This is a genomic window from Lactococcus sp. UBA7128 (assembly GCF_002492185.1).
Lineage (GTDB): Bacteria > Bacillota > Bacilli > Lactobacillales > Streptococcaceae > Lactococcus > Lactococcus muris.
This window is the reverse complement of the sequence record NZ_DKXK01000035.1, coordinates 40,441-60,021: the sequence shown is the minus strand read 5'-3', so window position 1 is coordinate 60,021 and position 19,581 is coordinate 40,441. Positions and strand designations below refer to the sequence as shown.

The following is a 19,581-nucleotide window of genomic DNA, read 5'->3' as shown; positions in this document are numbered from 1 at the left end:
TTTGATGAGAAAAGCGGAGGGGACTTTCAGGTGAGGTAACTTCTGGCTTCCGTAGTACGTGCCTGAAAAGTGGATAAAAAAGAAGCTCCAGTCTAGGCCGGAGCTTCTTCATTCGTATCTTTTTTCTTACTTTCTCTTAGTTTACCACGACACTTGCCGCAGGCGTACTTCTTAATATCAATTTTACGCTGCCGCTGATAGACCTGCTGGCAGCTTTGACAGATATAAGTATATCTTACCTCCTTCATAGGTGGAGCATAGCGCAGACCACCAACTTGCGCAAGCAGCGTTTTGAAGTCCTTGTCCTTGTGCCTGTAACCTCTTTTTTGAGTATAAAGATGATAGTGTACCAGTTCATGCAGAATGATACGGTCAAACTCTGGTAGTTCCGCCATCTTAGGGTTAAAATCTAAATGCATATCCTTGGGGAAAAAGCACCCTCCCGTACTACGTAAACGGTTATTCCACTGAGCTGTATGTCTAAAAGGGAGCCCAAATTTCGCTAAGGAAATCTGGCGTACATGGTTGGTTAACTCTTTATTGTTCACGTGGCTCTACCAAAGTCAGATTGATTTTTCCGCGTTCTTGATCAATGGACTTGACCCAAACTGTCACAATCTGTCCGACAGCAACGACTTCATGAGGATTTTTGACAAAGTTTTTGCTCAGATCGGAGACGTGAATCAAGCCATCATTTTTAATGCCAATATCCACAAAGGCTCCAAAATCAACAACGTTACGAACTGCTCCTTCAAGTTTTTGCCCCACGCGCAAATCTTCAGCAGAAAGGACATCCTGACGTAAAAGGGGGGCATCAAAACTATCGCGTAAGTCACGTCCCGGTTTTATTAAGTCAGAAATAATATCGGTCAGGGTTTCCTGTCCTACACCCAGATGTTCTGACATTTCTTTGACATCAACTGTTTTCAACACATCTGCCAAATGCGCATCACCCTCGGACAAGCCAAGATACTGAAGCAACTCCTTAACAACTTTATAGGACTCTGGATGAACTCCGGTTTTGTCCAAAAAGTTCTTGGCATCAGGTATGCGAAGAAAACCGGCTGCTTGCTCAAAAGCTTTGGCTCCTAAGCGTGGCACTTGTTTCAACTGACTCCGGCTTGTTAACGCACCATTTTCCTCACGGAATTTTACGACATTATTCGCTAAAGTTTTGTTAAATCCAGCCACATGAGAAAGAAGGGCTGAACTGGCTGTGTTTACATTTACCCCCACTTGGTTAACAACTGTTTCGACCACAAAATCTAGGTTTTCGGTCAGTTTCTTCTCCGACACATCATGTTGATATTGCCCCACACCAATGGCTTTCGGCTCAATTTTAACCAGCTCGGCTAGTGGGTCCTGCAAACGGCGTGCAATAGAAACAGCTGAACGTTTCTCAACAGTGAGATCAGGAAACTCTTCCCGTGCCAGCTCTGAAGCAGAATAAACCGAAGCGCCAGATTCGCTGACAATGACATAAAAGACATCTGATAAGTTATTTTCCTTAAGCACTTCCGCCACAAAAGCTTCTGACTCCCGACTGGCCGTACCGTTACCAATAGCAATCATATCCACTTTGTAAGTTGATATAAGTTCCACTAAGTCATTTTTAGCCTGAGCGATTTGGCTTGTATTTGCTGGTTTTACAGGGTAAATAACCTTTGTTGTAAGAAGCTTACCTGTAGCATCAACGATGGCCAACTTTGCTCCTGTACGGTAGGCGGGATCAAAGCCCATAACTGTACGCCCTTTTAGTGGCGCGACCAGAAGTAAATTCTTTAAATTTTCACCAAAAACTTCGATAGCCGCATCTTCTGCTTTTTCTGTTAACTCAGCCCGAACTGCTCGTTCCATGGCAGGAAGCAATTTTTTCTTTACTGCTTCCTTGATAGCCAAGCTCATATATTTGTTACTACGGGCAGCAAAGCGGTTCTCAAAAAAACGTAAGATTTTATCTTCATTATGTTCAAACTTCACAGAAAGAACACCTAGTTTTTCACCACGGTTAAGAGCAAGTACTCGGTGATTAGGAAGATCTGCTATTTTTTCCGAAAATTCATAGTAAATTTGGAAGACCTTTTTCTCATCTAGACTTTGATCTTTGAGGCTACTTTCAAGCAGACTGTTTTGTTTGACTTCATTTAAAAGCCAACTCCGCAGTTTGGCATCCTCAGATATTGCTTCCGCCAAGATATCCATAGCACCTTGCAATGCTTTTGCTGCAGTTGCAAAATTTTCGTTTGTAAAACTTTCAGCTTCTTCTTCAACATTTACTGCGTTTTTCACGATAAGTTGTGCAAGTGGGAAAAGACCATTTTCTTTGGCAATGGTTGCTTTGGTACGACGCTTTTCTTTATAGGGAAGATAAAGGTCTTCTACTTCTGAAAGTTTCTGTGCAGCTTGAATCTGGGTCTTAAGTTCGTCTGTTAACTTTCCCTGCTCTTCAATTTTTGAAAGTACGGCTGTTTTACGGTCAGCCAACTTTGTCAAGCTGTCGTTTTCATCAATAATTTTTTTAATCTCAACTTCGTCCAAGCTTCCCGTCACTTCTTTTCGATAACGCGCAATAAAGGGGACAGTGTTCCCCTCTGCTGTAAGTTCAAGAACTTTTTGTACTTGGGAGCTTTTGATATTTAACAGTTCAGCTATTTTTTGCGTATTTTCCATGCTTCCATTTTATCATATTCTCAGCAATTTCATTTCATACCGTAAAAAAAAATGGGAGGGAAAGCAATTTAAGGACTGCACATAAAACGGCACACCTATACTGTAAAAGCTGAGAAGTCTAAAAACGTAAGTTCTCACTCACACAGCTTTTTCAAAACTATAAAGTCAATGCTGTCCCCCACTGCAAGTCTTTAAGAAAAACGGTGAAATCCTCAATAGTAATCATAATCCCCCTCCCTCCAATACTTTTCAGCTGTTTTTAAAATTAACAAAAAGCACCAAAAATCTTAGTGCCTTCTTTGAAAAAATTTTTCTATTATATCTTGACGAACATAGGTATAATCCTTATTTTCACGACTCGGGTAAGTCCGGTTACTCAGAACGACTAAAGCACGCCTCTGTAGGAGATCTAAACAAATCAATCCTCCCGTAAAACCTGTGTGATAAAGCTGCCCAGCACCACGAGAAAGCCAGCCTAGTGTCCGTCCCGAAACCTCAAAGGTTTGTAATACTGTCAACAGCTTATCTGATAAAAGTTCACCTGAAAAAACTGCCCGAACAAAGCCTTCTAAGTCACCAACCGTACTGAAAAGTCCTGCATGTCCTGCTTCCTTTCCCCAGAGAAAGGCTTTCCCATCATGAACATTTCCTTTAATCTCACCTCGAGATTTCGTAACTTCTGTCGGTACAGCCAAACTTCCGTCTGGAAAATAGGTCGTCGACTCCATACCAAAGGGCTTAAAAATATGAGTGCGAAAACTCTCCTCAAGGCCACAACCATCTATTTTTTCAATGATTTCTCCTAGGAGTAAATAACCAATGTCGGAGTAAATCGTGTGCTTTTCATGAGGCAAAGGGAGGTTAATTTTCTTCAAAAAATTCCAAAAAAATTCTTGTGAAAAGTCTGTTTTATCTGTGAAGTCCGTAGGAAATCCCGCACGGTGTAAGAGAAGGTCTTGGATCGTTATTTGCAACTCTGCAAGTACAGGAAAAAACACGCCAATCGAATCTGAAAGTGAAATCTCTTCATGGTCTATGAGCTGAAGGATGCGCGTTGTTGTCCCGACCACTTTAGTCAAGCTAGCCAAGTCATAAAGGGACGATGAGGTGACTTCCTCCACATCATCTATTGTCCCACCCCATACAGTTTGACTGTCTTGGTTTTCCATATAAAAAGCCGCAAAGCCCGGCGTATCTTCCCGAACTACTGCGGCTTCTAACATTTTGAAAATATCACTTGCTTTCTCGGATAACATTGGCGATATTTCCATCTTTTTCCTCTAGTAATTTTTTAGCTTCAGTGCTTGAAATATTTAACTCCAGCATCAAAATTGCGACATTAACACGTTCACCAGCCTCGTAAAAGACTTTCTCTGCCTCTTCAAAACTCACGCCTGTTGCCTGAGAAACGATACGAATCCCACGATTCACTAACTTCTCATTTGTTGCTTGAACATTAATCATCAGATTCTGGTAAACCTTACCTGTTCTAACCATGATTCCTGAAGAAATCATGTTGAGCACCATCTTCTGTGCAGTGCCCGACTTCATACGGGTTGAACCTGTAATAACTTCAGGACCAACAGCAACATCTATCCCTACATCAGCCACGGCTGCCATTTCACTGTTTGGGTTTGCAGATACTGAAATAGTCAGTGCGCCTACTTTTTTAGCATATTCCAATGCTGCTAAAACATAGGGGGTTCGGCCACTTGCAGATAACCCTATCAATATATCTTGAGGCATTAACTCGACTGCTTTTATGTCAGCTAAGCCCAGTTCACGAGAATCTTCGGCACCCTCAATGGCCTTATAAACTGCCTCAGCACCTCCTGCGATAATTCCGAAAGCTCGTTCAGCCGGGACACTATAAGTAGGTGTTAATTCAACACCATCCAAAAGTCCTAAACGACCACTCGTCCCTGCACCTATATAAATGATTCGTCCACCCGCAGCAAAACGCTCCGCAGCGAGGTCAATAGCCTTAGCAATTTTAGGCAAAGCAACTGTGATTCCCGCAGCAACCTTCGCATCTTCATTATTAATGATTTCAACCATTTCCAAAGTCGACACCTGATCCAAATTCATCGAATTCGGGTTACGTCCTTCTGTTGATAAACTCTCAATTTTATTCAATTTTTTCTCACTTCATTTAATTTTTTTTATATTTTCAGCCGTTTTCTTCATTCGTTCTGTCAATTCTGTACCAATCATCTCTTCGATAACACCTAAATACAATACTGTGGCAACTTGAAAGGATGACTCAAAAGAAGCAATTGCGCCAACCCGGAGCAAGTGCTCTGTTGTAGGTATTGCGATAATACCGTTCACTTGTTTGCTTAAGTCATCCGACTGATTTTTTGTCACAATATAAGATTGAGCCCCACGTTCACGTGCAATAGCTAAGGCGGCTAGAACTTCTTTTGTCTCGCCTGAATAAGAAAAACTAAGAACAACATCTTGCTCATTCAGATAAGCTAAATTTTCCATAACCATATGTCCATCCCAGCTATGCAGTGCGAGGAAGCCAGCCCGATTAAGTTTATGGGCTAAATCATAGGCAACAACACTAGAAGCTCCCACGCCTATAAGATAAATTCTTCTTGCTTTTTTTAAAGCGGTAATAACCTCTTGCAAAACTTGTTCATCTAAGAAATTTGCGGTATCTGAAACAGTTGTAGAAAGCATAGCAGCAACTTTTTCAATGATAACGGGCAAATCATCGTTCTTTTGGACAATGGGATCGATTTCTAGCAAATCATTTGGAGTCGTAGCAGCAGAACTTTTTGCCAAAGCAATGCGGAAAGCATCCAAGCCCTCATAGCCAAATTTGCGTACAAAACGTGTAATTGCAGAAGCTGAGGTCCCTGACTGTGCAGCGATTTCAGCAATACTCATGGTCAGAACATCAGGATGTCGCAAAAAAGTATCGGCCACCCTTTTTTGACTTTGGTTGAGCGATTCGTAATTTTGCTTGATTTCCATTCTGATATTCATAAGCACTTCCTTTTTTTATTTATCATCAATCATACTCATAATGGAGGCATCGCTTTCACCTGGTACCATACGAGCAGTGATTTTTGTTCCTTTTTCTGTTAGTTCCTTGAGCTGTTCGATATCTTGGGGAGATAAAAAGACAGATTTCTTTATCTGAACGGAGTCTTCACCCTGTTTAGAGATATTTCCAACATTAAATTCATCTAATACGCCAGCATCAACGAGAGCTTTCATGTCGCCAATTGTTTTTGTCAAAACAAAAACACGTTCATCACCAAAGCGATTTTCCTTAAAATTCACAATTGCACGGCGAACACTGGACACGGTTAATTTTTTTCCCGCTGGCTTTGCCAACTGCAATGCACCAAGAACCATCTCATCATTCCATGCGCCATCATTTACTACATAAAGTCGTTCGGCATTCACTACATTTGACCATACGGCAGCAACTTGCCCATGAATCAAACGCTCATCTACCCTTGCATGTATAATCATTTTACTATTTCCTCATTCTTCTTTCAATTAAAACTCTGTTAGTTAAAGAGTTTGCCAACCGCACTTAACATAGGTTGCAGGTTGCCTAAAATCATCCCCAATGCAATCAAGACAAAAATCAAGCGTGTGGAGTTCATTTTCTTTTTACCTAAAAGCCAATAGCTAAGTCCGACAATCGCAAGAGGAACGAGTCCAGGGAGGATTTTATCCAACATTTCTTGAACATCCATAGTAACTTCACCCATTTTATAGGACAGTTCAAGTTTATAGGTAATAACAGAAGGAATCAAGCCACCTACTACAGTCAAACCAAGAATAGCTGCGGCATCAGTCAAGACCTTCATTTGTGATGCAAAACCAACAGCAATTTTTTTACCTTGTGCATAACCAATCTGAAGAAATTTCCATCGAACAGCAAGTACAGCCAGACCGATAATCAAAGGAATAATTAAGCTGACAACTTGTCCTGCTTGGGCCAAGTAAGCCGCCATTGAGAAGACAACAGCACGGTAAATAGCAATAAAAAGCGTATCCCCGACACCAGCAAATGGCCCCATTAAACCAGTCTTAAGACCGATAACTGCTTCTTCATCTGTTTCATTGAGTTCTTCTTCCATAGCTATGTTGGCACCAATAATCAGATGACTCATGGCTGGTGTTGTATTAAAGAAGCCAATATGTGTTTTCAAGGCTTTAGCCATTTTTTCTTTGTTGTTACCATAAAGGCGACGTAAAGCTGGCATAATAGTGTAGGCATAACCTAGACCTTGCATACTTTCATAGTTCCATCCCCATTGGAAACCAAAGAGGTTACGGACGTAAACTTTTTTCAAATCTTTTTTTGTAATTTCTGGTTTATTTTGTTGTTCAGTCATTGAAGTTGACCTCCTCGTCTGCATAAAGATTTTCAGATAAATCTGAGCCAACAGCTGCGACAGCTACGGGCTGTGGCGCTGCAGTTGTATCTTTTCCTTTATTTTGTTGGTTGATTACTGCGATACCAGAAAGTGCGAGTCCGATAAGAGCCACACCAAGCACCGAGAACATTTCTGAGAAATAAGCCATTAAAGCAAAACCGATGATGAAATAGGCCCAATATTTTTTAATTGGAAGGTAACGAAGTAAAATGGCAATCCCCATCGCAGGAAGAATGGCTCCCGCTGCTTTAAGCCCATTCATTACCCAAACAGGTATCGCTTCGTTGATAAGATTAACAACATGTTCTCCAAAGTAAAGCCCAATGAAAACCGGGACCATTCGTGATAATGTCCACGAGAAAATTCCGAAAACATTACTCATTTCCACGCCTCGAGCGTTACCCGCTTCAGCGAATTTAGCTGCGCGCTTTTGCCAGAATAAGTTAAACATCCGTCCCAAAATATCCATTTGAGTGAGCAAAAGTCCAATCGGAATGGCTATACCAATACCATATTCTACACCTTTGCCCGAAAGAATGGCATAGGCCGTACCCATAATGGCACCACTTAAAAAGTCAGGGACTGTAGCTCCGCCATAGGTTGCGACTCCAAGTGTCATCAACTGTAGTGTTGCTCCGACTAAAAGCCCCGTTGTAAGATCTCCCATGACAAACCCTGTAAATGCGGCTGCAAAAAGTGGAGTGTAGGGACCGATTTGAATAGAAATCTGGTCTAGTACGCCAATAGCTGTATAAACCAGGAGAACAATGATGATTCCAATGGAAAGTGTATCCATAATTCCTCCTTTGCCTCTTTGTGAAAGCGTTTTTATTTTTTAACATCCCCTATTGTATCGCAAACGAAATTTTTTGTCAATTATTTTAAAATATATATACATACCGAAATTTATTTTCGTTTATAGAATTTTATGCTATACTGTCCTTATGGATATCTTACAATTTCTTCTTTACCCCTTTATCATTATCATAGCGAATGTGATTGGAGCAATCAGCGGCATGGGCGGCGGTTTAATCATCAAACCCTTATTGTCCCTGCTTGGTTTTCACTCCCTGCCTGAAATCGTATTTTATTCTAGCGTGGCTGTACTTGTCATGGCCCTTTCCTCAACAGCGCGCCAAATTAAAAACGGCATCAAAATCAATGGCCGGAATGTTATTTTTCTGTCTATCGGTTCTGTCTTAGGCGGAATGCTCGGACAGCAGGTTTTACAATTTTCTTTTAACATTATCGGAAATGAGAAAACGGGGCAATTGCAGGCTATCTTACTCATTATTTTATTATCTGGTGTTTTACTCTTAGGACGATTAAACCTCCACTTAAATAAACAATTGACCATTCTTTATTTCTTATGCGGTCTTTCACTCGGGACCGCCTCCGTATTTCTAGGAATTGGCGGGGGACCTTTCAATGTCGCTCTTCTTCTACTGATTTTTCCTTTAAAAATCAAGGAAGCAACGACCTACTCTATCGTTTCCATTTTGTTTTCCCAAGTTTCAAATTTAGTTACGACACTGATGCTTTCTAATATCTTTGAATTTGACTTAAATATATTATTGGTTATTATTCCAGCCGCATTTATTGGAGGAAACCTTGGGGCACTACTGAGCGGAAAACTTAGTGACAGAAGTATCGGGCGACTCTTTGATATCGTTGTCATTATGGTCATTTTTATTACTCTTATCCCAATAATCTTTTAAAGTGCTTTTAGTGGTGCAGATAGAGCTGTAAAGAAAAAAATCATCATTTCCCCAGACAGAATGTCACACATGATGATAGTTATAGTCTATCGAAAAATAAAAAGCTCCTGTTAAAATGGACAAGAAACAAAACATTTCTATCCATTTCACAAGGAGCTTTTTTCATGCACAAAAATCAAAGATACACAAAAGCGCTTAAGACCAAAGGGGCAACAAACTTAGCTTTTTAAACACTTCACAGCTATCAGACTGTCGCAGACTATTTTGAAAAGATAAAATCAACACAGCGACAAAACTGAGTAAAGCTCTCTCTTTGGAAGAACAGGTGTCTATCTTCAAATGGAGATGGAGTTCCTAAAAAGCTTCAACGTTTTCCGTACTCTTGCACTTCTTTGTGGTTCTCTTACAGCAAGTAAAGGATATCTTTCTTTGCTGTAAGATGCCCTAGTCATATTAAAAAGCATGAAGGTTTATTTTGTTGATAAACAATAATTTCCAAAAACAACTACTGAGTAAAACCAAAAACTTCTTTTCTATCGTAGAGTTTCATTAATTTTTCAAAGATAAATTGTGCAAGAAGCGCAGCTGCAATCGGAACGACGAACCACGTCAAGAAAGCAAGGGGCAGAGACAATCCTGCTTCTAAGGAAGCAAGGGGGCCAACCAAACCAACTAAGCCGAATCCAGCTGAGCTAGGCACACCCGATATACTCAGCAAAGCTACAGGAATAGCGGAGATAATAGCTGTAAATAGACAAGGAAGCATAATTATCGGATGTCTAAACAAGTTAGGCATCATCATCTTCATGGCACCTAAAGCTATAGCAACAGTAACACCCGACTTGTTCACACGCCAAGAATTAACCACCAACACCAAGGTTGTTGCAGCCACGCCCATTGCTGCTGCTCCAGCTGAAACACCACTAAGCTGTATAGCCATCCCAATGGCTACTGTCGATAAAGGAGAGATGATAAGAAGTGCAAATGAGCAAGCAATCAATATACTCATCAAGACAGGTTGTAATGTCGTAAAAGAATTAATCCCCGCCCCAATGGCTGTTGTGATGCGCACCACATAAGGCAGAAGCAACAAACCAAGGAAACCACCGCCTGCACCGATAATGATTGGATTAAGCACGATTCCTACTGAGCCAAAGCGATGACTTAATAATTTAACCATGATGACTGCAAGCGCTGCAGTTAACATGGTATTTACAATATCACCGGTTCCTGAACCAACATAAGACTCCAATTCTGGATTAAATCGTACAACACCTGATCCAACAAAAGCTGCGCCGGCCACGACAGCCATCTGCATCGGGTTAAAACCAAACTGTAAGGCAATCAAGGCACCGATAAGTAAAGGTGTTGCCATTTGAAAAATAAGGACAACTTGACCCAAAGTTACTAAAAGCGGTGCTTTACCTAAAACTTTTAATAAAGCTGACAACACTGCATTAGGAATTAACCCAACGATAATACCAATGGCGGTGCCATTTAAAACTTTATTTACAAAATCAAGTATCGGTTTCTCCGTTTGTTGTTTGCTACTCATTGTTTTTTCCTTTCATTCATTTGACATTTAAAATTTCCTCTTTACAGTGTACAAGCTGTGTTAGAAAAGCACAGTAAGGCGTTGCAATACCATATTTTTGACCTTTCTTCACAATAGCTCCATTGATATAATCAATCTCTGTTAAACGATGATTAATCATCAAATCTTGATACATAGAGGGGTAGTGTAAACCAATCCCGTCAGGATCAAATGTAGCTTGGATTTGTGCGATAACTACCTCTGCATCCAGCGTTACACCTTCCCGTGCCGCAATGCTGATAAATTCGTCAACAATTGTTCGGATAATCGTATCTGCATGTGCTGTACTACCAAATCCCGCAATGTTCACATCTAAAAGGGTACAAAGACCATTCAACGTTCCATTAACACAAGCTTTTTTATAAATCGAGTAAAGAACATTTTCAGAATAAATGGCATTTAGGCCTGCTTGATTCAAGACCGCGACAACTTCCTCTGCACCCTTTTGCCCATCGGGATGAATGTTTTGCAAGTCTACACTTCCTTGACCAAATAATTTTATTCTCCCCGGTCCTTCCATACCTGCAGTCCACATGGTATTGCCAAGCAAAATATTTTCTTTGGCAACATATTTTTCGACAATATCTTCATGACCAATGCCGTTTAATAGACAAAGAACTTTTGTATTTTCATGGATTACGGATTGAATGGCTTGTAGCATTGAGTCTAACTGCATCGCTTTTGTAAATAAAATAATCAGGTCAACTTCTAAATTTTTATCCACTAACTCAGCAGGCAAGTACATGGGTAATTCTACAACACGCTTTTCCCCATCCAAATTAATATGAAGTCCGTTTTCTTGAACAGCCTCTACATGCTCTTTCCATTGATCAATCAATATGACATCTTGACCAGACTGAGAGAGCATATAGCCAAAACGACTTCCCATAGCGCCAGCACCTGCAATTGCAATTTTCATTTTTCTTCCTACTTTCTTCCTAGAGACTTGTGTTTATGTATTCACAATTTATATTTTACATTATTTTTATATATTTTTCAGTGGCTCTTTTCACCATTGGTACTTCGCCTAAGAAAATAGCTCAGACACATTGTTAAACCTCAAGCATGCTTTTTCATGTGACGAACATTAAGCATCTTCTTCAAATAAGGTTCTTCATTTTTCTAGCTGGCTCCAGAAATCATTCGCTATTTTATGAATAGAAGGTTTTTGCTTCACCTGAATGACATGCTTTTTATCTTTTAAGCCTTTTAAAATATTTTTTAGTTTTTGGCGAGAAATTCCCATACCTCTTGCCAAGTCTGCATCGGTCAGCACATACAAATTGTCGTACATCTGTACCTAGGCACAAGGAGATTATATGACTGCACGTTCATCATCAGTTAACTCATATTTTTGAATATTTCCCGTAAATCACTAGGTTTACCGTTCCATTTTTTAAGGAATCCAAGACCTTCTCCTATGCCTTGAGTAGAATGACAAACGTATATCAGATAAAAATAGCAGATAGGAAAACTCTCCTGAACTTTTCTTCAAAAGACAGTATCAAAAAAATTTTGATACTGTATAAGAAATTAAATCTCGCCAGTATGTCTCTGTGATTGTATGAGGCACATAGCATTGAATAGCCTCACTATTCAATCCTTAGAATTTGAATCTCAGTTTTTGAGAACATCTCTTTTATTTTAGATGAAATAAGTCAGATACAGCACATTCTACAGCAGAAACAATAACGGATATTTGAAAATTAGAAAGTAAAATCACTTATATACTATCGTAGCCATATACATAAAACAGTTGTGTCGGCATTGTATTTCTATAACTTCTTTACTTTGTTGCTCTAACTCTCGTAAAAATTCATTCATCTTGTAATCAAATGATGAAGCACTGATGTAACTAACAATAGTTTTAGTCTGCATAGTTCCTCCTGCAAATTTATAAATTTGTTTATTTTTGTTGTAATTATACATACATTTTACTATATTTAATAAAAATAGTCAGTGATTTACTGTGAAATCTGAAAATATTTTTCTAATATAAACAAACCTAGTTACTATACAAAATAGAAAAACAGTAATAAATAGAGCTTCTAACGCACGTTTATCACAGTAAATTAAAGCATAGAAACATTATTCCCCCTCCTTGAATTTAGCTAAAAAGTAGTGATAAAGCTCTATTTTTCCTAAAACAAAAAGCCGTATATCTTCGATATACAGCTCCTTATTTAGTAAAAATTTATGCTATTTTTTCTGAACCTTTTAATCAAATACAGGCGTATATGTTTATAAAAGTAAAGCTTTCCTTAATATAGACACTCTGATACAAGCTAATGTACTCAGAAACAAGCTTACAACATTTTGTTGTAGAATTCGACGATAAGCGCTTCGTTAATTTCTGTATTGATTTCATCACGTTCTGGAAGACGCACGAGTGTGCCTTCAAGTTTTTCAGCGTCGAATGATACGAAGTTCGGACGGCCTTTAGTTGCTTCAACAGCTTCAAGGATTGCTGGAACTTTCATAGATTTTTCACGAACTGAAATAACTTGACCAGGTGCCACACGGTATGATGGGACATCAACGCGTTTTCCGTCAACGAGGATGTGACCGTGGTTTACGAATTGACGTGCTTGACGACGAGTAGTCGCAAGGCCAAGACGGAATACAACGTTATCCAAACGTTGTTCAAGTAAAATCATAAAGTTGAAACCAAGAGTTCCCTCTTTGATACGTGTAGCCGCTACGAACAAGTTACGGAATTGGCGCTCAGAAACACCGTAAGTGAAACGGAGTTTTTGTTTTTCAGCCAATTGCAAACCGTATTCAGAAAGTTTTGAGCGGTTGTTAGGACCGTGTTGACCAGGTACGTAGTTACGACGTGCAAGCTCTCTACCAGAACCTGTAAGTGAGATGCCAAGACGGCGAGATTGTTTCCATGATGGACCAGTATAACGTGACATGTATATGTCTCCTTCAAATATTTTTTGAAGAATATTGACAGCCTCGAATTCGTGCATTTTACTTTCGCCTTACAGCTTCGGTTACTTCGTAACAAGTAAAATGTTGACGAGTTTTCTAGCTGACTGCTATATTCAACCTCACCATTCTAGCAAAATTCCTGTCCTCTGTCAACTTATGATAGAATTTAACCCCTGTTACTCTGGCTCATTTCCACTATTTAGATTTTATTTTTACTGGGACAGGTGTTTCTCTTTCTACTTGTCTTATTTTTGTTTGATAATAAAATACCGGAATCCCTGCAAGTGTAATGGCAATACCAATCATAGCAAGAACAGGTTGTTGTGTAATCATCGTCCACATAATAAATAAAGCACCCAGCATTCCTACAACAGGCAATACTGGATATAGTACTACCTTGTATGGTCGATGCAAGTCCGGCTCCTTTTTTCTTAGAATAAAAACTGCCAGGATCAGAAGAAATGAAAAGAACCATATCACGAAGATGACTAAGTTAGTCAATATTTCAAAAGAACCTGCTGCCATAAAAACACATGCTAATCCAGCCACCAAGGCAGCCGAGACGAAAGGAATAGAGTTCTTATTGAGTTTGCTCAAATATTTTGAAAATGGAAGAGATTTCTCTAAAGATAAAGCATAGGGAACACGGATAGCCGTCATTGTATATCCATTGAGTGTGCCATAGACGGAAATCAAGATGCCAATAGTCACAAGTTTTCCGCCATTTACACCAAAAAGTTGCTGAGCGGCATCTGACGCTGTGTTCACATTACCCGCGATTTGATCCAAAGGTAAAACTTTCAAGAAGCTCAGGCTAATAGCAATATAAATAAAGGAAATAATGAGCAAACCAATGGTGATTACTTTTGACAAATGTTTCTTTGGATTTTTCATTTCACCAGCAATATTTCCTACATTCATCCAACCGTCAAATGCGAACAAACTCGCGACTAAAGCTCCACCTAAGCCTGTAAGAAGACCGACATTTTCTCCAGCTTGAACAGGAAATAATTGAACGTCTACTTGTGAGCGAGTGGTTAGACCAAACATAATAATTAAAAATATCGGAATCAGCTTCAAAATCGAAGTGATTTGTTGAAAACGAGAAGTAAAACGGGAGCCAAGTAAATTAACTGCCATAATTGATAAAACTGCGACAATAGCAATAGGTAGCAATAAGCTTTGAGGAAAGCCCAATAAATTTATAACCTGAGTAGCAAAGATAATACCCAAGGCAGCTATATTTCCAGGGTTATAAATCAAAACCTGAACCCAGCCAAATAGAAAACCAACCATCTTTCCATAACTTCGTTCCAAGTATTTTACGGTACCTCCTGTCTCAGGAATGGCTGCCGCGAGTTCAGCGACACTCAATCCTGCACAAATAGTTAGCCCTCCCCCTACAATCCAGGCCAGTAAAGTGAGCGAGGCTGACTGTGTGGCCGCAGCCATTGTGGCAATTCTGAAGAAAACTCCAGCACCGATAACCGTTCCTACAACAATAGACAAGGCACCAAAAAAACCGATATCACTTTTCAAGTCTTTTTCCATATCCATCTCTTCTTTCTTATGTATTCACTAAAATTTTTAGTGTTACGCACCATTATACTTTATGTTTTTGCATTCTCCAAATAATTCATGAATTTTCTGACATTTGTTATCTAAATTTAATATTTCTGATTTATGGAATCTAAATGACAATGACAAACTCAGCCACGAAAAGGGCTCAGCACACAACTAAAAAGTTGCCTTTAGGCAATTTTTTACACACTGCTGTCACTCTTTTTTAGCGATTACCACCGCAGAGTTGACAGAAGCACAATATGTTGTGTACTTATGGAAAACTCTGAGTGACACTTTGAGGTATTGAGGACTTCAATTTGGTAGGAACGCATAATCTCTTGGGCCGTTTGGTGCTTTTCTGAAGGGTTTCCCGCGCAACATGCATCAGCCACAATAATTTTTTTCAGGAGACAGTACTTTGATTATGAGAGCATTAGACACCACGTAGCTGTCCGTGTCCAAACCGTTCAGCCCGACTTGAACATAATCTTGAGTACGGATAAATTGGGATGACTCAGGAGAACCAAAAGAGGCTTTCTCAAAAACTTGGCGGAAATCATCCTCCACATCAGTAACGCCATCAGGACGAATACACCAAGCTGACACCTCGTAAATACAATGTTTGACAGGCAAAAACTGCCGATAGTCGTCATAATATGTGTCTTACATCGCCAAATGCCCGTGGGAATCATCGCTGATACGCTTAACTTTCACAGCAGCGTCTCCTCCATCCCAAAGCCCCATCTTTAAAACCAACCTTACAGAAGACCATGAACAATCTCCCTAAAAATTAATACCAGTTTGTCGGATTATACCAACAAGAAAAAGTATCAGAAGATCTTCCGTGAGCAGTTGCAAATGCCCATTTTTTAAATACAGCATTTGCTATTCTGGTGTCCGTACCTACTTTAGCTTTCGCACCATGTCTTTGATATTTAGAGCTGTAATGGTTAGAATGTCCTCTTTTCCTTCTTCCCAAATCATAAAGGTCAGAAAAATATACCCATCTCCCTGAAGCATGATTAATAGCTGGTCTTGCTTTCTTATTGGTGTTAGATCCTAAATTACTTTCTACAATATTATCCTTAGAGTCAAAATGGATATATCCCTCAGAATCTGATGTGTGTGTGATATCCCCATACGGCTCTAGTTTGTCCGCAAAAGCAACTGAACCCCCTAGTAAACTTCCTAACAGTCCAAAAGAAAGTACTAAAGTTGCTAAATATAACGTTTTTTTCATATTTACCTCCAAAATATTTTTATATACAATGTTGCTGTGTCTCCGAGAATTTTAAAGCCTTAGATTGTTCATGATCTTCTGTAAGACTGATTTTTAAAAAAGGGCAGTGCAAAATTAAAGTTCTATGGTTTTATTTCCTTTCTTTGCCAGTTCCTCATCATGAGTGACAATGATTACTGCTTTCCCATTTATTGATTGTTGAAATAAAATATCAGTGACGATATCTCTGTTGAGTGAGTCTAAAGAGCCTGTAGGTTCATCTGCTAAAATAAGTATGGATGGTTTTAAAATAATTCGCGCGAGTGCTACGCGCTGTTTTTCTCCTCCAGATAAACTGCTAATCGTTGTCGATAGTTTTTTATTTAAATTGACCGCATTCAGTGCCTCCTTTTTTTGTATTACTTTCTCTTTCCTGCTTAATTTGCTATATTTTAGGCCTATTTCTAAATTAAAATTAATTGTTTCTTCTTCAACTAGACCGAAATCTTGAAATAAAAATGATATTTTATTTCTTTTTATTTTCAGTTTTTCTTTTGCTTTCAACTTTGCTGTTTCAACACCTTCAAATAAATATTCTCCTGAACTTACCGTGTCGTTCATCCCTAGTATGTTTAACAGCGTCGTCTTGCCAGAGCCACTCACACCTTTGATGGTAACAAAATCACCCTTACTTACAGTAAACGTATTGATTGAAAAGATGGATTTATCCTGTATTTTTTTTTTGATATTACGTAGAGAGACTATTTCGTTTTTATTCATCACTTTCCCCTTTAAAAATTTAATTAAACTTTCTTTTTTCAACTCTAAACAAAGTCATACTGACTATAATGACATTGAGTACCATGGCCAGAAAGATATTAATAACAAATTCTTTGCTAATCTCAGACAAGAATGCAGCTATAGTTAAACCCATCATTAGTTCGAATAGCAACAATAAAAAGACTGAGGCATAAGTTTCAAAAAATGAATAACCGTTTAGCCTTAGCAAATAAAATTTTTTACTATGATACTGGAAAAAATATGCCGTCGTAAGTAAGCAAACAATAGAAAAGACAAATACAGTCAATAAGGAGCTGATTAATAAATAGCTGAGCGAACCGGACAGTCTTTTTATTAGCGTAATCTCTGACTTTTCATAGGGGACAAAAGAAGGTAAATTATCCGTTAACTTGTTTTTCTCTAAAAGCCCGCTAAGCTTTTCACTTGACTGCCCAGCTGTTTTTATTTTGATTGGCGGATACCTATCACCATTAAAAATATTCCTGTCCCAACTGTCGCTATTTTTGAGTGTTAAAATATCTAAAATAGGATAGTCATCAATCCATGGCTTATTGGGAACAAAACTGTAGACAGGTTGTTTATCTTTGATATAGATAATCTCCGTTAATTTATCCTCAAATTGGAGTAAGTCTTTAAAATAGTATTCTTCTATCTTCTTTAAGTCATCACTTCCCTTGAATCTTTCGGGAATGAGTAATATTCTTTTTTCTTCACTTTCTTCTATAAGGATTCTCTGATTATTTTCATCTAAAATCTCGAATTTTTTTAAATAATTAGGGTTGAGTTGTATCGTTCTCCCAAACACTTCGTTCTCTTTTATATTATAATGCTCTATATTTACGAGCAAGCTTCCGTTTTGGTTTAAGTAGCGATAAATTTCTTCCTCTTCTTTTGCTCTAGAATCCTTGTCATGGTCAAATTCAAGTTGATTTTTTCCCACAACAACGGGGTAAAAAACATGATAGTTATCTTCACTTATTTTTTTAGGCACTTCACTATTAAAGGTGATATTGGATGCTTCATACATAATCCTTGCTAAATCTAGGTGAATTACGACTAACATCAGCAGAAAAATAAGTTTTATCGCTGTTGGCAATACGTTGATAAATAACTTTTCTCCTTTATTTTTACTCTCTTTTTTTCTCCGACCTAACTTCTCCACGACATAAACCAGCAGCATCAACCAAACATAACTCAAGGATAGGAGGAGACCAATATTGATCATAAAATTGACACAATAGATGCGTGAAATGGTTCCTAATAAATAGATAAATAAAGCAATGGATGCAAAAATACAAATTGCATACCCCTTGCCGATAAAGTTATTGATGCTCGCTACGATAGAATAGCCATTTTGTCGTAAAATATGAATTTTTTTATGAACCGAGAAAATCCAAAAACTCAACATCACTATAAAAAAGGTTATGCCAATCTTTAAATAGCTTGAAATATTGTAAATGTCCCTACCCGATGATAATTCATAACTTTCACTTTTTTCAAAATCTGCAAAATCTTGATAAGTATAGTTCTCATCAAAAGCTTTGTTATAAGCATTTTTAATCTGTTCTACCGTATCTTTATATTTGTTTTTATCCTCTGTTTTTATAAAAACTTGCCACTCAAATTCATTTTTATTTTTTAAATTCTCTATACTATCAATAGATAAGACTGACTTACTCAATGGAGGGGTGTACTTGGTTTTTTGACTCGTATGAGGTGCATACAAGGTTATCTCTGCTTTTTCTAGGAACTTAAAATTAATCCCTTCTTTGATAAAGTACCCTTGGTCTACAACTTTGTAGAGCGTAAATAATCCCTCCTGTTTTGAAATTTTTTCTATAATATCAATTGTTCTGTCATTATCTTCTTTATTCAGTATTTTTTTAGGTTTTTTTTACAGGTGAATAACTATCCGTATACCTAAAAAAATCAAGCACCTTATTTGTTGAATAATGCTCTACCTGAAAAATAAACATGCCAAATAAAATGCTAAGTAGAAGGATAAGAAGATTAAATTTTAAAATTCTTTTTTTCAAAAAAGCCCCATTTCATTTTAATTCTTTTACTCTAAAAGTTTGTTTTCCACTATTTTTCGATATATTCTGCTATTTTTACTTTCAGATCCTCCTCAAAAGTTTTAGCTTGACCAACTCCCAATCCTCCTAAGGCTAACAAAGTAATACTCATCAGTCTAATAGACAACCTTCGTTTCTTCTTCTTCATACATTTCCTCTTTTCCAATAGTTTTTATTTATACCCACACTATTATTCGTAAAAAAGTGCGAGATGTAACAAAGAATCAAAAAATTACTTTTTTGCACGCTATCTTCTATTTGATTTGACATATATAACATTTCCTAATATTGGAATGATAGGATTACTAATAAATTCAAAGCAAAATAAAAATAGACTCCGAAGAATCTATTGCTTAACTTAATGACATTGACCGCAATACAAGGTTAGTTTTCATTTCCAACAAAAAAACTCATCTACGAAAGATGAGTTAGGGTTAGTCGGTAATCGGGAAGACAGGATTCGAACCTGCGACACCTTGGTCCCAAACCAAGTACTCTACCAAGCTGAGCTACTTCCCGGTGGTATAAAGATTTTCACAATAATAAAACGGGCAAGCCCGACTTAATTATTATGCACCCGGCAGGATTCGAACCT

At 38.2% G+C, this 19,581-nt stretch carries 19 protein-coding genes and 1 tRNA gene; 1 reads left to right on the top strand and 19 read right to left on the bottom strand.

What is annotated here, in order from left to right:
- Positions 1-92: 92 nt before the first annotated feature.
- From B4H39_RS04620 to B4H39_RS04585, 8 genes are all read right to left on the bottom strand, one after another.
- Positions 93-548 (bottom strand): SprT family protein, encoded by a 456-nt coding sequence (locus B4H39_RS04620; protein ID WP_251423475.1) that lies wholly within the window; start codon positions 546-548, stop codon positions 93-95.
- The gene (locus B4H39_RS04615; RefSeq protein WP_251423478.1) at positions 538-2,670 is read right to left on the bottom strand and encodes a Tex family protein; all 2,133 of its coding nucleotides are present in this window, start codon (positions 2,668-2,670) and stop codon (positions 538-540) included. The genes B4H39_RS04620 and B4H39_RS04615 overlap by 11 nt, the downstream gene beginning before the upstream one ends.
- A 287-nt stretch (positions 2,671-2,957) precedes the next feature.
- Complete coding sequence (locus B4H39_RS04610) at positions 2,958-3,941, bottom strand: serine hydrolase domain-containing protein (protein ID WP_251423481.1); 984 nt, start codon at positions 3,939-3,941, stop codon at positions 2,958-2,960.
- Entirely contained in the window at positions 3,904-4,806 is a 903-nt protein-coding gene (gene murQ, locus B4H39_RS04605; protein ID WP_251423484.1) for an N-acetylmuramic acid 6-phosphate etherase, read from the bottom strand. The genes B4H39_RS04610 and murQ overlap by 38 nt, the downstream gene beginning before the upstream one ends.
- 12 nt (positions 4,807-4,818) lie before the next feature.
- A complete protein-coding gene (locus B4H39_RS04600; RefSeq protein ID WP_202230050.1) occupies positions 4,819-5,667 on the bottom strand; it encodes a MurR/RpiR family transcriptional regulator in 849 nt (282 codons plus the stop codon).
- Positions 5,668-5,682: 15 nt separating this feature from the next.
- On the bottom strand, positions 5,683-6,162 hold the full coding sequence (locus B4H39_RS04595) for a PTS sugar transporter subunit IIB (RefSeq protein ID WP_202230049.1): 480 nt from the start codon (positions 6,160-6,162) through the stop codon (positions 5,683-5,685).
- A gap of 38 nt (positions 6,163-6,200) precedes the next feature.
- Positions 6,201-7,037: a PTS system mannose/fructose/sorbose family transporter subunit IID gene (locus tag B4H39_RS04590; RefSeq protein WP_202230048.1), complete on the bottom strand. Its 837-nt coding sequence runs from the start codon at positions 7,035-7,037 to the stop codon at positions 6,201-6,203.
- A complete protein-coding gene (locus B4H39_RS04585; protein ID WP_251423487.1) occupies positions 7,030-7,875 on the bottom strand; it encodes a PTS mannose/fructose/sorbose/N-acetylgalactosamine transporter subunit IIC in 846 nt (281 codons plus the stop codon). The genes B4H39_RS04590 and B4H39_RS04585 overlap by 8 nt, the downstream gene beginning before the upstream one ends.
- Before the next feature lie 148 nt (positions 7,876-8,023).
- Between B4H39_RS04585 and B4H39_RS04580 the strand changes: the two genes are divergently transcribed.
- Positions 8,024-8,797, top strand: a complete 774-nt coding sequence (locus B4H39_RS04580) for a sulfite exporter TauE/SafE family protein (protein WP_202230046.1) — start codon at positions 8,024-8,026, stop codon at positions 8,795-8,797.
- A 505-nt stretch (positions 8,798-9,302) separates the two neighbouring features.
- Here the strand turns inward: B4H39_RS04580 and B4H39_RS04575 are convergent.
- From B4H39_RS04575 to B4H39_RS04525, 11 genes are all read right to left on the bottom strand, one after another.
- Positions 9,303-10,352: a PTS sugar transporter subunit IIC gene (locus B4H39_RS04575; RefSeq protein ID WP_202230045.1), complete on the bottom strand. Its 1,050-nt coding sequence runs from the start codon at positions 10,350-10,352 to the stop codon at positions 9,303-9,305.
- A 16-nt stretch (positions 10,353-10,368) separates the two neighbouring features.
- Positions 10,369-11,310: a 2-dehydropantoate 2-reductase gene (locus B4H39_RS04570; protein WP_251423490.1), complete on the bottom strand. Its 942-nt coding sequence runs from the start codon at positions 11,308-11,310 to the stop codon at positions 10,369-10,371.
- 195 nt (positions 11,311-11,505) lie between these two features.
- A complete protein-coding gene (locus tag B4H39_RS04565; protein WP_251423494.1) occupies positions 11,506-11,667 on the bottom strand; it encodes a hypothetical protein in 162 nt (53 codons plus the stop codon).
- Between the two features lie 1,030 nt (positions 11,668-12,697).
- Positions 12,698-13,309, bottom strand: coding sequence for a 30S ribosomal protein S4 (gene rpsD, locus B4H39_RS04560; protein WP_202230042.1), 612 nt, complete (start codon positions 13,307-13,309; stop codon positions 12,698-12,700).
- 214 nt (positions 13,310-13,523) lie between these two features.
- The gene (locus tag B4H39_RS04555) at positions 13,524-14,879 is read right to left on the bottom strand and encodes an APC family permease (RefSeq protein WP_286927525.1); all 1,356 of its coding nucleotides are present in this window, start codon (positions 14,877-14,879) and stop codon (positions 13,524-13,526) included.
- A 396-nt stretch (positions 14,880-15,275) separates the two neighbouring features.
- The gene (locus B4H39_RS04550; protein ID WP_251423497.1) at positions 15,276-15,497 is read right to left on the bottom strand and encodes a hypothetical protein; all 222 of its coding nucleotides are present in this window, start codon (positions 15,495-15,497) and stop codon (positions 15,276-15,278) included.
- Positions 15,498-15,681: 184 nt separating this feature from the next.
- On the bottom strand, positions 15,682-16,131 hold the full coding sequence (locus B4H39_RS04545; RefSeq protein ID WP_251423500.1) for a hypothetical protein: 450 nt from the start codon (positions 16,129-16,131) through the stop codon (positions 15,682-15,684).
- Between the two features lie 114 nt (positions 16,132-16,245).
- Positions 16,246-16,890 carry an ATP-binding cassette domain-containing protein gene (locus tag B4H39_RS04540; RefSeq protein WP_202230038.1) on the bottom strand — a complete coding sequence of 215 codons (645 nt, stop codon included), beginning with the start codon at positions 16,888-16,890 and terminating at the stop codon, positions 16,246-16,248.
- Between the two features lie 19 nt (positions 16,891-16,909).
- On the bottom strand, positions 16,910-18,592 hold the full coding sequence (locus B4H39_RS04535) for a DUF1430 domain-containing protein (protein ID WP_286927524.1): 1,683 nt from the start codon (positions 18,590-18,592) through the stop codon (positions 16,910-16,912).
- Positions 18,593-18,996: 404 nt separating this feature from the next.
- Positions 18,997-19,134, bottom strand: a complete 138-nt coding sequence (locus tag B4H39_RS04530) for a hypothetical protein (RefSeq protein ID WP_202230036.1) — start codon at positions 19,132-19,134, stop codon at positions 18,997-18,999.
- Positions 19,135-19,431: 297 nt separating this feature from the next.
- Positions 19,432-19,505, bottom strand: a tRNA-Pro gene (locus B4H39_RS04525).
- Positions 19,506-19,581: the final 76 nt, after the last annotated feature.

Bases quoted from the DNA above. Each gene is read 5' to 3' on its own strand.
- B4H39_RS04615 (WP_251423478.1), bottom strand. From the start codon at position 2,670: ATGGAAAATACGCAAAAAATAGCTGAACTGTTAAATATCAAAAGCTCC.
- B4H39_RS04610 (WP_251423481.1), bottom strand. From the start codon at position 3,941: ATGGAAATATCGCCAATGTTATCCGAGAAAGCAAGTGATATTTTCAAA.
- B4H39_RS04600 (WP_202230050.1), bottom strand. From the start codon at position 5,667: ATGAATATCAGAATGGAAATCAAGCAAAATTACGAATCGCTCAACCAA.
- B4H39_RS04595 (WP_202230049.1), bottom strand. From the start codon at position 6,162: ATGATTATACATGCAAGGGTAGATGAGCGTTTGATTCATGGGCAAGTT.
- B4H39_RS04590 (WP_202230048.1), bottom strand. From the start codon at position 7,037: ATGACTGAACAACAAAATAAACCAGAAATTACAAAAAAAGATTTGAAA.
- B4H39_RS04585 (WP_251423487.1), bottom strand. From the start codon at position 7,875: ATGGATACACTTTCCATTGGAATCATCATTGTTCTCCTGGTTTATACA.
- B4H39_RS04580 (WP_202230046.1), top strand. From the start codon at position 8,024: ATGGATATCTTACAATTTCTTCTTTACCCCTTTATCATTATCATAGCG.
- B4H39_RS04575 (WP_202230045.1), bottom strand. From the start codon at position 10,352: ATGAGTAGCAAACAACAAACGGAGAAACCGATACTTGATTTTGTAAAT.
- B4H39_RS04570 (WP_251423490.1), bottom strand. From the start codon at position 11,310: ATGAAAATTGCAATTGCAGGTGCTGGCGCTATGGGAAGTCGTTTTGGC.
- rpsD (WP_202230042.1), bottom strand. From the start codon at position 13,309: ATGTCACGTTATACTGGTCCATCATGGAAACAATCTCGCCGTCTTGGC.
- B4H39_RS04555 (WP_286927525.1), bottom strand. From the start codon at position 14,879: ATGGAAAAAGACTTGAAAAGTGATATCGGTTTTTTTGGTGCCTTGTCT.
- B4H39_RS04545 (WP_251423500.1), bottom strand. From the start codon at position 16,131: ATGAAAAAAACGTTATATTTAGCAACTTTAGTACTTTCTTTTGGACTG.
- B4H39_RS04540 (WP_202230038.1), bottom strand. From the start codon at position 16,890: ATGAATAAAAACGAAATAGTCTCTCTACGTAATATCAAAAAAAAAATA.
- B4H39_RS04530 (WP_202230036.1), bottom strand. From the start codon at position 19,134: ATGAAGAAGAAGAAACGAAGGTTGTCTATTAGACTGATGAGTATTACT.